The sequence below is a fragment of the Phycicoccus sp. Root101 genome, assembly GCF_001426245.1.
In the GTDB taxonomy this organism is placed as follows: domain Bacteria; phylum Actinomycetota; class Actinomycetes; order Actinomycetales; family Dermatophilaceae; genus Pedococcus.
In genome coordinates, this window is record NZ_LMCM01000006.1 from 555,138 (window position 1) to 568,544 (window position 13,407).

Below are 13,407 nucleotides of genomic sequence, written 5' to 3' on the forward strand. Positions count from 1 at the left end.
GACCGAGGGCGAGGAGGGGCGTCGCGAGGGCGAGGGCGATCACCGGCGGACCATTTCCTTTGCTGCTGCTGACTTGCCGCGGCGGGGACCGTGACCGCGAGGAAACGCCAGGCAGGGATCGATGACGAAGGCATCCACGTCGATGGTCATACCCATGAGGTCGAGCTTCAATCCACGGACGACGGGGCGAAGACCCTGTTCGTCACGCACGAGGTCCGCGGGCACGGTGGCACGTCGCGTGTCCACACCGATCAGGGTGCCGTCCGGCTCGCGGAGCTCCCCGGTGAAGATGCCCGAGACGAATGCGCCCCGAGGCGCGATGACCAGACGGGTGAGACGAAGGCTGCCCACCATCGCCCCCATCCGTCCGCGTGGTGAGCGGAACCGACCGACGATCGGGGTGGTGTCGCGTGGATATCGCTCGGAAGAACTGGATCGAGCTCTCGGCTTGAAGGCGATCACGGTCATCGGGGGCTCCATGGGGTTGACGGAATGATGGCGGCCGGGCCGCGGTGGCACTCCGGAATGAGGGGGGGAGCGCCACCGCGGGGCAGGAAGGGGCTGGAGTCAGAGACCCAGGCCCGTGAGGAGGCGGTTGAGCAGGGCCGCGACACCACCCAGCGCGTTGCCGGGACCGTCGAACAGCCCGGCGACGGCGCACAGCAGGTTGCCCAAGAGGTTGCCCGCACCCGGCACGGCCGTGACGTCCAGGACGACTGGCGCGAGGTCGATGACGAGCCCGAGCACGTCGAGGTGCAGTGGACCGAGGTCCAGGTTGAGGATGCTGCATCCGTCGGGCGCGGCAAGGTTCTGCACGGGGGCCGTGAAGGTCGTTCCACCCGCTGGCAGGCCGGTACCGCTGATGGTGCCTGAGAGCTGGACCACTCCGTTGACGACAGAGGTGGTCAGGTTGCTGAGGCTGCCGACGAAGGCTGTGCCGTCTGGCAGCGTTCCCGTCACAGGCAGAGTGGTGGCTGCGGGTTGCGCCGCCGGGGCCACCGTCGCGCGCGGCGGTGCCGCGCTGGCCGAGGTGGCTGAAGGGACGAGCCCCACGGCGCCTGCGATGAGGATGGCCGTTCCGGTTCCGATGAGCTTGGTCTTCATCATGAGGTTCTCCTTGGGCGGGCCGGTGGGCCCTTGAGGATCGAGTTGCTGCTGACGGCGGACCAGGTCGGCCCTGCACTCTCCCGTCACACCCATGAAGACCCCCTCACCTCCTCGACATGACGCGGCGATGATGCGGCGGTTCGTCGGGTGTTCGCGCCTGAAGCTGCCCAGACGGGGCGAGGAAGAGCTCCGAGGCACTCGTGGAGCGGGTGTTTCGCGGCCGAGGGCAGGCAACGCCCGATCGAAGCTGCAGCGCGAGGACGTGTCCCACGCACACGGACGACGTGTGGACGCCGATGCCCCCCTCACGTGACGCGATGCCTCGTTCACGGCCCCGGACGGGCGCAGGAGGAACGCCCATGAGCCCTTCGAGAACCTTCAAGCCCTCGGACGAGTCGATGCGCGAACCGCGCGTCCGTGGCTTCCCGTGCCCTCAACCAGTTGCGGCGTCGGCGGGCTCCGCAGCTGCGGGACCGAAGGCCGCCAGGATGTTGAGCAGGTTGCGACCCGGGTCGAGGCTCGAGTACCTCGGGTCTGACAGCCCTTCGGTGATGCGCGCGGCCACCACAGAAAGCTTGAGGTTTGACCGACTGGAGTAGGTGCGCAGAAGGTCGAACGCCGCCTCGTCGTCGATGCCGAAGCTCAGCATCAGCGCCCCCTTGGCCTGCTCGATCGCCGCCCGGTGTTCCATTGCACCGTGGACCGCCTCGTTGGCGTACTCACGCAGCATGTCCGTGAGGTCGAGGACAAAGCCGAAAAGGCGTGTGACCTGGCCCTGGTACGCCTCGGCGTACCCCACGTAGCGGACTCGACGTAAGCGCCCGTGCGGGTCGCGCAGCTCATAGACGCAGGTATAGGGGCCCGGCGTGGCGAGATGCTTCTGGAACCGGGCGAGCATCTCGTCGCGATGTTCCTCCACCATTCGGTCGAGCATGATCTCCGTAGTGGGGACGTCGTCCACCGACAGGCCGTGAAGAGCCCGCAGGCCCGTCGACCACGACCAGCGCCCTGCGAGGACGTCGTACTCGAAGGCGAGCTTCGGCTCATCCACTCGTGGTGACGACATGAAGGACCTCCTACCACCAAAGCGCCTCATCAGGATCGCTGCTAAAGGGGCGGCCGCTCCTTGACCAATTCACAGGATGCCACAGATCGGCACCGCTGATCCCAGCGCATTCGAGGGAATGGACCACGGCCCGTCAGGGTAGTTAGCCGGCAGACTGCCCCCGGTACGGCTCCAACAGCGCGGGCCTTCAGGGGCCGGGGGCAGTCGCCTGCCAGTCACCATAAATGGGGCACCTCGACACGGCAACGACCCCGCCGCCCCGACCGGCTGGCGAACAGTCCGGGTGCTCCGCCCAACGCCGGCCACCTGGAATCGCTGACGCGCCCGGGCTACTACCGGGCCGGCGCGATCTCGTCAGACGTGACTGGTCCTGCAGATGCAGCTGTCGATCCGCGGACTCGTGTCAACACCCAGTTCGTCGAGGTGAAGGGACTCGTCACTCACGTCAGCCCGTGAACGTGTTCGTGGGCAGCGGGTCCGAATGACGCCCACGCTCAGTAGGGGTGCCCGACATAGCTGTTTGGCGACGATACCTGCGAGTGTTCCAGGCAGTCGAACAGTTCTTGCAACGAGCCGAACGCACGAGCACGCGGAAGCCCTGACAGGCGCCACAAAAGGTGGCTGGGGGCATGCTTGCGTAGCAGGACCGCGGCCAGGTCGTCATATCCGGCCGGAAAGCAATCGACTGGCAGAACCATGGCCAACTCCTGACGCCAATCTGCCTCGGGAATGACCGGAGACTGGTCCTCCATGTTTCCTCGCTTCCATGTCGGTTCAGAGGTCCGCACAGGACCGTCGCCCGTTACTGCCCTCACCGGGACATCGCCAAACGTTGACGCCACGTCAGACAACCGTGTCTCGGACTGAGCAGCGACAGGTCCTGGGGCCGTCCGGTCGCATCGTCCACGATCGGGGGTACGGTGATCAGGTAGCGCACCTGGACCCGTGCGCCTCAGCGATGGCATGCGTCCGGGTCCAGCAGCGCGGCTCAACGGCGGCCATCTCGGGTCGTCGTCATCTCGACTAGACGACGTCACCCGGGCAGTGCCCTCGCTCCCCCGCGTGCGAGGGCACTGTCGCCGCGGGGACCGATCACGGTCTGGGAGCCTGACGTTGGGCCTTGCGAGCGGATCTGCGGCCCCTGGAGGTCAGGCAGAACGCCGTGCGGCGACCGCCACCTGTCGGTACTGCTCACGCTCTTCAGGGGTGGTGCCACCCCACACGCCATACGGCTCCTGGACCGTCATCGCGTGCTCCAGGCACGCCTGGGTGACCGGGCAGGTCGCGCACAGCGCCTTGGCGCGCTCCTCACGCGTCAGGCGGCGGTTGCCGCGCTCTGAGTCCGCAGGAAAGAACTCGTTCGGGTCCGTGGTGCGGCACGCACCGCGGGTCTGCCACTCATAGGAGCTGAGAAGTGGCTTGGGCAGTCGACTGATGTTCGTCATGACGGGGCTCCTCTTTCCGTGGGGAAATGTCGAACTTGTCCACAAGTTATGCAGAACTTGTTCACGATGCAAGGCCCGGACCCGTGGGCTGTGCGCTCCAGGTGCCTCACGCGATCACCGGCCGCGTGCCGCTGACCTGCGCGGATGTGGCCTTCCGGTGGGCTCGAGCGGCTGGATAGGGTCAAGTCGTGACTGTTTTGCGCCCGTTGCTTGCTGTCGTCGCAGTGCTGACCGCGTGCGGTGCACTGGCGGGGTGTGCGGGACAGGGCAACGCCGAGAACGACAACGCCCTGGCCGTCGCCGGTCAGTTCACCCGGTCCGTCCGCACCGACCCCGCCCGAGCCTGCGCACTCCTGGCGCCCCAGACGCTGAAGACCGTCGAGGACGAGGGCGGGACCTGCGCCACAGCCCTGCCTCGGGAGGTGCAGCCAGCGATCGGAGGTACCAGCGCGGTGCAGGTCTACGGCAAGGACGCCATCGTCCACCTGGGCACGAGCACGCTGTTCCTGGCCCGCTTCGGGCTCGGCTGGCGCGTGACAGCCGCCGGCTGCACCCCGCAGCCCGACCGGCCCTACGACTGCACCGTCAGGGGGAGCTGACGTGCGTGCCCTCTTCCTGTCCTACGTCGCGTTCATCGTGCTCGGCCTCGCGTACTGCATCGCGATCGGGGTGGTCCACCGATGAGGAAGACGTTGCGCGAGAACGGACTCACGCTCGCCTTCACCGCCCTGCTCGTCCTCGCGCTCGCCGGGCAGGCCCTCACGGGGCAGGCGAGCTACAACGACGCTGCCACGGACGCCGGGTTGCCGACCCTGAGCATCGTCGAGTACGTCACGTCGTCGCAGTTCACGGTCGACGTCGCAGAGAACTGGCAGTCGGAGTACCTGCAGTTCCTCCTCTACATCCTGCTCACCGTGTGGCTGCTGCAGAAGGGCTCGCCGGAGTCCAAGCCCCTGGACTCGGCGGGGCGCGAGTCCGACAAGGACCAGAAGGTCGGGGTGTACGCCGACCAGGACTCCCCGAGATGGGCGGCCGTCGGTGGGTGGCGTACCGAGCTGTTCTCGCGATCCCTCGGGCTGGCCATGGGGGCCGTCTTCCTCGGGTCGTGGGCTGCCCAGCTCGTCGCCGGGCGCTCCGCCTACAACGCCGAGCAGCTCCAGGACCTGCAGGACCCCCTCACCTGGTCCCAGTACCTGGACGCCCCGGACTTCTGGAACCGCACCTTCCAGAACTGGCAGTCCGAGTTCCTCGCCGTCGGCAGCATGGTCGTGTTCAGCATCTACCTGCGCGAACGCGGCTCCCCGGAGTCCAAGCCGGTCGGTACCGCCGACACGGCGACGGGCGTCGAGGGCTGACGCCGCGCACCCCACCGGAGTGATCAGTCCGGCGGCTCCGCGACGGGATCACCTCGTGCCTCGTCCTCAGCCAGCCCACAGTCCGGTATCACGGGCTCGACGTAGCCGGGCGGCGGTGGCGGGTCCGGTGTCACGGGCGGGAACGTCGTCCCGTCGGGGCGCAGGTGCGATGTGTTGTCGGTCATCATTGGCCACCTCCTCCGTCACGATGCCCACCCGGGACCGCCCCAAACATCCGGCGCACCGAGGTGCATCAGTGGGCAGACGGGGCGTCGGTGGACCAGGTAGGGGTCGTGGCAAGGTCCGCGGCGACGGGAGCCGACACCGGACGGGGCTCCCCTGAAGGAATCGGCAGCTGGCCGGTTCCGGGGCGGCGGGGGTGCAGGTCACGCTGTCCGCGGCACGCACCGACGAGAAGCCGCAACGCCTCGCTCACCGTCTGGGCGACCACTCGCTCCGGCGGCCCGTCGAAGTGGAAGAGGTGGGACTCCACGCGGCCCGGGCGCCGGACAGCAAGCCAGGTGGTCCCCGCCACCACGCCGCTCTCGGGGCCGGGACCGGCCACTCCTGTCGCTGCCAGGGTGAGGTCGGCACTGAAGAGCTCTGCTGCAGATGCCGCCATGGTGCACGCGGCCGTCGGGCTGACGACCGGGCCCGGTGCGACCCCGAGGACGTCGAACTTCGTTCGTGAGGCGTAGACGACGACGCCACCGAGGAACCACGCGGACGCGTCAGGACCGCGGCCCAGCTCCGTCGCGATGGCCCCGGACGTCAGCGACTCTGCCACCGCGACCGTCCAACCGCGCTCCTGCACGAGCCCGGCGAGGACCTCGGCACGCGTCCGGACGTCGGTCATGCTGGACGCCCCCCGTCCATCGCTCCCGGGAGGCGGGGAGGTGACGGCGTCGCCGCCGCCGGCTCACCGCATCCGTGGTTGGGGACCGAGTGCACCGTGTCGGCGTCGGGTCGACCCATGACGTGGACGACCTGCCGACGTACGATGGGAACGCCCTTCGGGGCCCCGGGCGGGCGTCGAGGGCCGAGCGCAGCATCCCCCCTGCTGCAGCCCCGGTACTCCGCCCGTTCGGGTTGCACCTCACGCATCGGGATCTCCTTGGCCCCCGGTCTCCCGCAGCTCCCGCCCCCGCTCCACGTCCTGCTCCTCCTTGGCCCGTGACTTGTCGCTCGTGCGCGTGTCCCGGGGGGGCAGCTGCAGCGTGCGTTCGGCGGGCACCCCCGACTGGAGCTCCCGGCCACGTTCGAGCTCGCTGTCCAGCTCTGCACCGAAGAGGAGTGCGAGGTTGGTGAGCCACAGCCACAGCAGGAAGACCACCACCCCCGCAAGGGCGCCATACGTCTTGTCGTAGCTGGAGAACCTCGAGACGTAGAAGCCGAACGCGAGCGAGGCCAGCACCCACACGACGATGGCCACCAGCGCCCCCACGCTGAGCCACCGGAACCGCGGCTGCTCGACGTTGGGGGTGGCGTAGTACAGCAGCGCCACCACGAGTGCGACCACGACGAGGATGACGGGCCACTTGGCGATGTTCCAGACGAGCAAGGCGGTGGACCCGACCCCGATCGCGTCGCCTACGGCCTTGGCGGCAGGGCCCGTGAGCACGAGCGCGACGGCGACCAGCGCCACGAGGACGAGGGCGACGAGGGTCACGACGAGCATCACCGGCCGCAGCTTCCAGAACGGGCGGCCTTCCTCCACCTCGTACATGCGGTTCATGGCCCGCCCGAAGGCTCCGACGTAGCCCGATGCGGACCAGAGAGAGGCGGCGAGGCCGATGACGAATGCCACGCCCGCTGCCCCACCACGGTCGGCGAGCGACTGCAGCGTGGGTCCGAGGGTCGTGGCGGCAGAGCCCGCACCCACGTCACGCAGGATGCCCAGAAGCGTGTCGACCGTCGTCCGGCTCTGCCCGACGAGGCCCACGAGGGACAGGAGCGCGATCGCGGCTGGGAAGAGCGCCAGCACCGCGTAGTAGGTCAGCGCGGCCGCAAGGTCCGTGCACTGGTCCCTGCTGAACTCCCTCAGCGTCTTGCGGGCGATGAACTGCCATGACTCCTTCGAGACCTCGGTGGGTGAGTCCGGCTGTCGCTCGGGTGCATCGCCCCCATGGGCGTCGGTTCCGGTGTCGGTGTGCGTCGTTGCTGGCATGCCTGCCCTGTGCCCCGCCGAGGACGTCCTCAACCGTGTTTTTGACCAGTACTGCCGGGCACTTCTGGCGGCGAGCGTGGCGACGCGGTTGCGGTTCGCCCCGCACAAGTCGCCCACGTCGCGGACTCAGGGGATGTCGGCCAGGCGCTCCAGGAGGGACACGGCGTCGTGCGGAGCCCGGCCGTCGATGTCGTTGTCGAAGTAGACGTAGGAGTCGATCCCCTCGGCGCTCCATCCGCGGATGCGCTCGGCCCACGCGTCGAGGGTCGCAGCGGCGTAGCCACCCCCGTACAGCCTGTCCTCCCCGTGCAGCCTGACGTAGGCGTGGTCCGTGGTGAGCGCAGCGAACCTGGGCCAGGTGCCGGCGCTGTCCGACTCGACCAGCGCCACACCGTGGCGGTCCAGCAGTGCGCGCGCGCGGGGGTCGTCGAAGCTCTGGTGCCGGGGTTCCAGCGCGTGACGAACCGGTGTGGCCGGGTCCACGCCCACCTCCAGCTGGGTCTGGGTCCGCCCCTCGGCAACCTTGTCGTCGTGCTGGCATGCCAGGGTCGCGGCCTCGCCCGCGGTGAGCGGCAGGAGGGAGAGGAAGGTGTCGAGCCGGTCCTCGTCGAATTGGGACCGGGCGGGCAGCTGCCACAGGGTCGGTCCCAGAGCTGGTCCCAGGGCCAGGACTCCCGAGGCCCAGTGGTTCGCCAGCGCGGTCTCGACGCCCTGCAACTGCCGGAGGTGGGTGATGTACCGCCCGCCCTTGACGGCGAACTCGAAGTGTGGCGGGGCCGCGGCAGCCCAGCTGCGGTACCGCTCAGGGCGTTGCAGGGAGTAGAACGAGCCGTTCACCTCGACACTGGTGACGAGGCGGCTGAGGTGGGACAGCTCGTCGCGCTGCCGCAACCCCGCAGGGTAGAAGTCGCCCCGCCAGCTCGCGTAGCGCCACCCCGAGGTGCCGACCCGCACACGCCCGGCCCCGCGCCTCAGGGCTGCCCCTGCTCGCCAGGGCCCCGATGGGCGCGGTGCCGTGGGCTCACCGGAGCGCGCCGCGGTCGGGCTGCGGGCTCGGCGTCGGCGCAGTGGGGTCCGGGGAGGGCGCGGGGCTCGGACCGGGCTCGGGCGAGGAGACCGGCGACGGGCCGGGATCACTCGGGTCGGGTCTCGGCGTCGGGCTGCCACCCGGTCCAGCGGGGACGGAGAGCGGGTCGGGTGCGCCGCCCGGATCGGTCGCCGGGGGCTGCTGGCGAGTCGCCATGGGTGGATCCTTTCGTTCGGGGTCGACCGGTTGGTTCAGCCCTGCTTGGCACTCGTGGCGATGCCGTCGAGGATGTGCCGTTGGGCCACGGCGAAGACGATGATCAGGTGCAGCGCCAACAGGGCCGGTGTCGCGAGCCGGCCGGTCAGTCTCCGTGTGTCCATGTCGCAACCTCCAGGAGTGAGCTGGATTCGTCCCAGCATTGCATCCATCCGCTCGGACGTCGGAGAAACACTTCGACGACGAGAAGTGTCGGAGAGGCCTCACGTCCTCAGGCCACCAGGCCGGAGACGTCCAGCTCGTGCCGCAGCCGCGCCACGATCCCGCTGAGGAGGCGCGACACCTGCATCTGGCTCACGCCGAGCTCCTCGCCGATCTCGGTCTGTGTCATCTCCTCGACGAACCGAAGGTGGACGATCCGGCGCTCACGGTCACTGAGCGACTGCAGGCAGGTCGTCAGGGCCAAGTGGTTGTCCACGGCCGTCGACTCGTCCTGGGCCAGCAGCGAATCCACCCACCCGGACACACCATGAGCGACATGGTCCAGCGACGCAGCCCGGAACGCCCGGCGGCAGGCCATGACCTCATCCACCTCCTGGGTGCTCCAGCCCAACGAGGCCGCGAGCTCCGTGGCCGTGGGTTCGGATTGCAGTTCCTGGCGCAGCCGCTCCTGCTCGGCGATCATCCGCTCACGGCTCTCCTGCAGGCCCCTGGGGGGTCGCACGGCCCAGCAGCAGTCACGGAAGTAGTGCTTGATCTCGCCTTGGATGGTTGCGCGGGCGAAGGCGCCGAAACCGGAACCCTTTCCACTGACATACCGGTTGGCCGCCTTGACGAGCGCGGCATGGGCGACCTGCGACAGGTCCTCGAACTCGACTCCTCGTCGGCTGTAGCGACGTGCGCACGAGGAAGCCAGGTCGAGGCAGAGCAGGACGGCGTCGTGCCTGAGGCGGCTGGCCTCCGTCGCGTCCCTGCACGCGAGCGCGGCTTCGAGCAGCGCCTCCGCGCGCTGGAGGTTCGGGCCGCGACCGGCGCCAGAAGGGTCGGGGTGGGAAGGCTGGGCAACGGGTCCATGGGGCGCCCTTCGTGCTGGTGGGTATGCACCGGCGCCGCTGTTGGACCATGCGTTCGATCTAGAAAAGCACCCCATATCGGACCGCGCAACACAGGCGGGGCGCGCGCCTGTCCAGCTGGCGCGGCGCGACAGGCGGTCGTGATTCGTCACCGGGGGTCGAGCCGAACCCGGGTCTCGCGCAACGTTATCCAACCGTGCCCGGTTCGACAGCGTCCGGGTAGTGGGCGCGGCAGCAGATTCCCGAGGCAGCCCTGAAGCGGGCTGTTCCCTTGAACCCGGGCAAATTGATCCGGCCCGACGCAAGCCGATGCTCGGTGCCACGAGCGGCCAGCTCGAGACCGACTCCCCTCGGGCCGCCCAGCGGCCCACCGCCCCGGGGGAATGGAACCGCTGAGGACCGGGTATCCCCGTGGTACCGAGTCGGGGCCCATGACCAGGAGGACCAATGACCCGTCCCTTTCGCATGCACCAGACGACCTGTCGTGAATCAGTGACTGCGCTCCGCGTCGACTGGATGCCGGAGCGCTCGTAATGGCCCAGCTCATCGCGACCCGTTCCGTGACGGCACCGGAGGGATTGTGCCTCGTCCTGCATGGTGGCGGTTCCCGACGCGGCATGATGCGGGTGAGCCCCGCACACCGCTCGGTGCTGCGGATGATCCCCACGGCTGCTCGCACGGCGCTGGCCGGGCGTGGTCGGCTCGGCGTCTACCGGCTCCTCAACACCATCCGCGGCTGGGACACCCACCAGACCCCGGTGGTCGACGTCGAGTGGGCGCTGGACCAGCTCGGACTCGAGTTCGGGCCCGAGCTACCGGTCGCCCTGATCGGGCACTCCCTCGGTGGCCGAGCAGCGTTGTTGGCCGGTGGAGCACCGCAGGTCCGGACCGTGGTGGCCTTGGCACCGTGGTTGTACCCCGGTGAGGATGTTCCTCTGAGAGGGCGGCAGGTGCTCTTCGTCCACGGCGACGAGGACCGAGTCGCCAGTGCCACTCGGGCCATGTCTGTGGCACGTCAGCTGGAGGTCGAGAACGACGTCGGCTTCATCAGTGTGCTCGGCGGCAAGCACGCGATGCTGCGCCGCCACGGGGTGTTCGATGGCGCCGCTGCCGACTTCGCGGTCAGCACACTCCTCCACGAGCCTGTGCGCGGCCCGGTCTCCGCGATCATGCAGGGACGCTCGTGGCTGGAGGTCTAGCCCAGCGACGCGGGGAACGGGACCACCCGGGCGGCGACTTCCCGCCACCGCGTCGACAACCTGCGGAAGGCCGGTTTGCGGCGGCCACCCCCGGGTAGACGGACCATCGACACTTGCTCGCCGCGTGATCGACGATCGGAGAACCATGATGACTTCCGCGTCCGGCCGGGGACGGACCGAACGGACCAGCACGACCCTGAGCCGATGACCCCGGTCTTCGGCGCCATGGACCGCGGTCCTGCCCAACTGGTCCTCGTACGCCACGGCGAGAGCATCGGCAACCTCGCCGACCGGGCCGCCCGGGATGCCGGTGCCTCGCGACTGGACCTCGACGCCAGGGACGCCGACGTCCCCCTGTCCGACACGGGACAAGAGCAGGCACGAGCCCTTGGGCACCATCTCAGGAACCTGCCCGAGGATGGCCGACCGACGGTCGTGGTCAGCTCTCCCTACCGTCGTAGCGCGGACACGGCGCACCTGGCACTCCGTGCGGCCGCCGTGGGACTCGAGGTGCAACGGGACGAACGACTGAGGGAGCGCGAACTGGGGGCCTTCGACGGTCTCACCGGGACGGGGATCCGCGCCGAGTTCAGGGTGGAGTCAGTCCGCCGAGACCATCTCGGCAAGTTCTACTACCGCCCTCCGAGCGGTGAGAGCTGGTGCGACGTCGTCCTGCGCGTCCGCTCCTTCCTGCGCGACGTCCGGACACTGCCGTCGTCCGACCGCCTCTGGGTCTTCACGCACCAGGCAGTCATCACGTGCTTCCGCTACGTCCTCGAGGGTCTGGACGAGACCACCCTCATGCACATCGACCGGACGGTGGACGTACCCAACGCGTCGACCACCTCCTACCGACGAGGCGCCGGGGACGTGCTAGAGCTGGTCGACTACGCGTCCTCGGCGGCGGTCGAGTCCAGTGGAGGCCACACCACGCAGGAATCCGAGCACGCAGGACGCGGGGGCCTGTCGTGACGTGGTCGACACGCATCCTCGATGCGGAGGCTCTCCGTGCGTGGCCCCTTCCCGACGCCGGCGGGGGCAAGGACTCCCGTGGACGGGTAGTGGTCGTCGGTGGAAGTCGCCGTACCCCTGGCGCAGTCCTGCTGGCGGCCGAGGCAGCCGTGCGAGCAGGAGCCGGCAAACCCCAGGTCGCCACCGTGGCCAGCGTGGCAGTCGCGGCCAGCGTCGCTCTTCCGGAGGCCTTGGTCACCGACCTGCCGGAGACGGATGACGGCGAGATCTCAACCAGTGCAGCCCAACAGATCATCAGCCTGGCCTCCGACTGCGACGCCCTGCTCTTCGGCCCCGGCCTGCTGTCCCCGGAGGGCGCTCGCGAGCTGCTCGAGGAGCTGGCTGCCGAGCTGAACTGCCCGCTCGTGGTCGACGCTCTCGGCATGGCCTACCTCACCGCCCACCCGGACGGCCTCAGGCACCTCAGCGGAAGCGTGGTCCTGACCCCCAACGAGTCCGAGCTCGCCGAGACCCTGCAGCGTGACGAGGACGACGTTCGCGATCACCTGGCCGACTGCTGCGCAGAGCTGGCTGACCGCTCGGGCGCGACCGTCGTCGCAGGAGGGGAGCAAACGTGGGTCGTCAGCCCGGGTGACGACGAGCGTTGGCGCTACGACGGCGGCGTGCCCGGGCTCGGGGTGGCTGGATCCGGGGACGTCAAGGCCGGCGTGGTGGCTGGGCTCCTCGCCCGTGGACTGCCTCCTCACGGTGCCGCCGCATGGGGCGTACTGCTCCACGCCGGTGCCGGCCATTCCGCCAGCCAGCACCTGGCCCCGCTCGGCTTCCTGGCCCGGGAGGTTCTGCCCTGGGTGCCTCGGGTCATGAACCAGCTGTCCGAGAGCGCGGAGTAGACAGCCTCGGGCCGCGTCCGCCCGCCGATCGCGCCCAGTCCTGCGGCCGCGACCCCAGGCCCACGGCCACAGGACCGCGACCCCGGGGTCTGCGAGGCGGATCGTGAAACGTGTGCCCTGGCGCGTCAACGAGTCCCGTGCCCCGGCTCTGGCAAGCACCCCCGCGCGTGATCCGAGCCGGGACACGGTCACCCACTGTGTGCCCCGAACCGGTGACGCCAAACGACGCGCTCACAGGTGGCGACAAGTCGCCACGGGTTGGCGCGGCCCCACCGGACCTCGATCGTCGTGCGCGCCGGACGCCCAACGAGTCGGACAACTGCTCGGTGCTGGTCAGTCGTCCTTCTTCAGGCTCGGATACTTCTTCTCGACCGCTGACCGCACCTGCTTCTTCTCCTCCGCCGTACCGTGCTGCGCCACCCTGGCCAAGGCGTTCCGTGCGTGCTCGATATCCGGTATCGGGTACTTCCTCTGTTCCGGAAGGGCAAATGACGACTCCTTCAGCTTCTTGCGGTTGTCGTTGTCACTGAGATCCTTGGACATTGCAGACTCCTTGCTCGGGGTTCCACTCCTACTACCCCTTCGGCGACTGCTCAACCTGCTGGCGGCGTGGTGTGTCCTTCCTTCCCGGTGCCCGCGCCCAAGGGCTCCGGGCCTTGGCTAACGCCGTTCACGTTGGGATCATCGGATGATGGCTGGGAAACCCGAGACCTGCCCGAACTGCGACTCCCCCAAGTGGACGATCGTCACCCTTCCGCGCGCACGGGACGAGCCAGGACCGCACAGGATCCGGCACGTCGCCCGTTGCCTTGCCTGCAGTCACCAGTGGGAGCTGGCGCCTTCGACCTACCGGCCCGGTCAGTCCAAGCAGGGGTGACGCCCTTGGAACA

The 13,407-nt window shown here is 69.2% G+C and carries 16 protein-coding genes; 5 read left to right on the plus strand and 11 right to left on the minus strand.

What is annotated here, in order from left to right; genetic code table 11:
* Window positions 1-39 precede the first annotated feature (39 nt).
* From ASC58_RS10020 to ASC58_RS10035, 5 genes are all read right to left on the minus strand, one after another.
* Window positions 40-468: a hypothetical protein gene (locus ASC58_RS10020; protein WP_157598423.1), complete on the minus strand. Its 429-nt coding sequence runs from the start codon at window positions 466-468 to the stop codon at window positions 40-42.
* Between the two features lie 99 nt (window positions 469-567).
* Entirely contained in the window at window positions 568-1,107 is a 540-nt protein-coding gene (locus ASC58_RS21365) for a hypothetical protein (RefSeq protein WP_082553135.1), read from the minus strand.
* 433 nt (window positions 1,108-1,540) lie between these two features.
* Window positions 1,541-2,173, minus strand: coding sequence for a PAS and ANTAR domain-containing protein (locus ASC58_RS10030; RefSeq protein WP_162246835.1), 633 nt, complete (start codon window positions 2,171-2,173; stop codon window positions 1,541-1,543).
* Window positions 2,174-2,667: 494 nt separating this feature from the next.
* Complete coding sequence (locus ASC58_RS20975) at window positions 2,668-2,925, minus strand: DUF2795 domain-containing protein (RefSeq protein WP_157598424.1); 258 nt, start codon at window positions 2,923-2,925, stop codon at window positions 2,668-2,670.
* Between the two features lie 396 nt (window positions 2,926-3,321).
* Window positions 3,322-3,618, minus strand: a complete 297-nt coding sequence (locus ASC58_RS10035; protein WP_056919153.1) for a WhiB family transcriptional regulator — start codon at window positions 3,616-3,618, stop codon at window positions 3,322-3,324.
* 188 nt (window positions 3,619-3,806) lie between these two features.
* On the opposite strand from ASC58_RS10035, the gene ASC58_RS10040 reads away from it, so the two are divergent.
* A complete protein-coding gene (locus tag ASC58_RS10040) occupies window positions 3,807-4,217 on the plus strand; it encodes a hypothetical protein (RefSeq protein ID WP_157598425.1) in 411 nt (136 codons plus the stop codon).
* Window positions 4,218-4,298: 81 nt separating this feature from the next.
* Entirely contained in the window at window positions 4,299-4,973 is a 675-nt protein-coding gene (locus tag ASC58_RS10045) for a DUF6766 family protein (RefSeq protein ID WP_056919155.1), read from the plus strand.
* Between the two features lie 253 nt (window positions 4,974-5,226).
* Here ASC58_RS10045 and ASC58_RS10050 read toward each other — a convergent pair whose 3' ends face one another.
* The 5 genes from ASC58_RS10050 to ASC58_RS21950 all read right to left on the minus strand — a co-directional run bounded on the left by ASC58_RS10050 (window position 5,227) and on the right by ASC58_RS21950 (window position 10,052).
* On the minus strand, window positions 5,227-5,829 hold the full coding sequence (locus ASC58_RS10050) for a CinA family protein (RefSeq protein WP_082553137.1): 603 nt from the start codon (window positions 5,827-5,829) through the stop codon (window positions 5,227-5,229).
* Window positions 5,830-6,069: 240 nt separating this feature from the next.
* Window positions 6,070-7,140, minus strand: coding sequence for a YihY/virulence factor BrkB family protein (locus ASC58_RS10055; protein ID WP_056919156.1), 1,071 nt, complete (start codon window positions 7,138-7,140; stop codon window positions 6,070-6,072).
* 126 nt (window positions 7,141-7,266) lie between these two features.
* Window positions 7,267-8,031 (minus strand): DUF72 domain-containing protein, encoded by a 765-nt coding sequence (locus ASC58_RS10060; protein ID WP_235529168.1) that lies wholly within the window; start codon window positions 8,029-8,031, stop codon window positions 7,267-7,269.
* 387 nt (window positions 8,032-8,418) lie between these two features.
* Window positions 8,419-8,547: a hypothetical protein gene (locus ASC58_RS21800; RefSeq protein ID WP_255353296.1), complete on the minus strand. Its 129-nt coding sequence runs from the start codon at window positions 8,545-8,547 to the stop codon at window positions 8,419-8,421.
* Between the two features lie 107 nt (window positions 8,548-8,654).
* Window positions 8,655-10,052, minus strand: a complete 1,398-nt coding sequence (locus tag ASC58_RS21950; protein WP_082553196.1) for a sigma-70 family RNA polymerase sigma factor — start codon at window positions 10,050-10,052, stop codon at window positions 8,655-8,657.
* A gap of 24 nt (window positions 10,053-10,076) precedes the next feature.
* Here ASC58_RS21950 and ASC58_RS10070 point away from each other — a divergent pair, with 24 nt between their 5' ends.
* From ASC58_RS10070 to ASC58_RS10080, 3 genes are all read left to right on the plus strand, one after another.
* Entirely contained in the window at window positions 10,077-10,655 is a 579-nt protein-coding gene (locus ASC58_RS10070; RefSeq protein ID WP_235529190.1) for an alpha/beta hydrolase, read from the plus strand.
* Window positions 10,656-10,859: 204 nt separating this feature from the next.
* On the plus strand, window positions 10,860-11,627 hold the full coding sequence (locus ASC58_RS10075; RefSeq protein WP_056919159.1) for a histidine phosphatase family protein: 768 nt from the start codon (window positions 10,860-10,862) through the stop codon (window positions 11,625-11,627).
* Window positions 11,624-12,517: an NAD(P)H-hydrate dehydratase gene (locus tag ASC58_RS10080; protein WP_056919160.1), complete on the plus strand. Its 894-nt coding sequence runs from the start codon at window positions 11,624-11,626 to the stop codon at window positions 12,515-12,517. Before ASC58_RS10075 ends, ASC58_RS10080 begins: the two co-directional genes overlap by 4 nt.
* 333 nt (window positions 12,518-12,850) lie before the next feature.
* Here ASC58_RS10080 and ASC58_RS10085 read toward each other — a convergent pair whose 3' ends face one another.
* Window positions 12,851-13,060, minus strand: coding sequence for a DUF6582 domain-containing protein (locus ASC58_RS10085; protein ID WP_056919161.1), 210 nt, complete (start codon window positions 13,058-13,060; stop codon window positions 12,851-12,853).
* Between the last annotated feature and the right edge of the window lie 347 nt (window positions 13,061-13,407).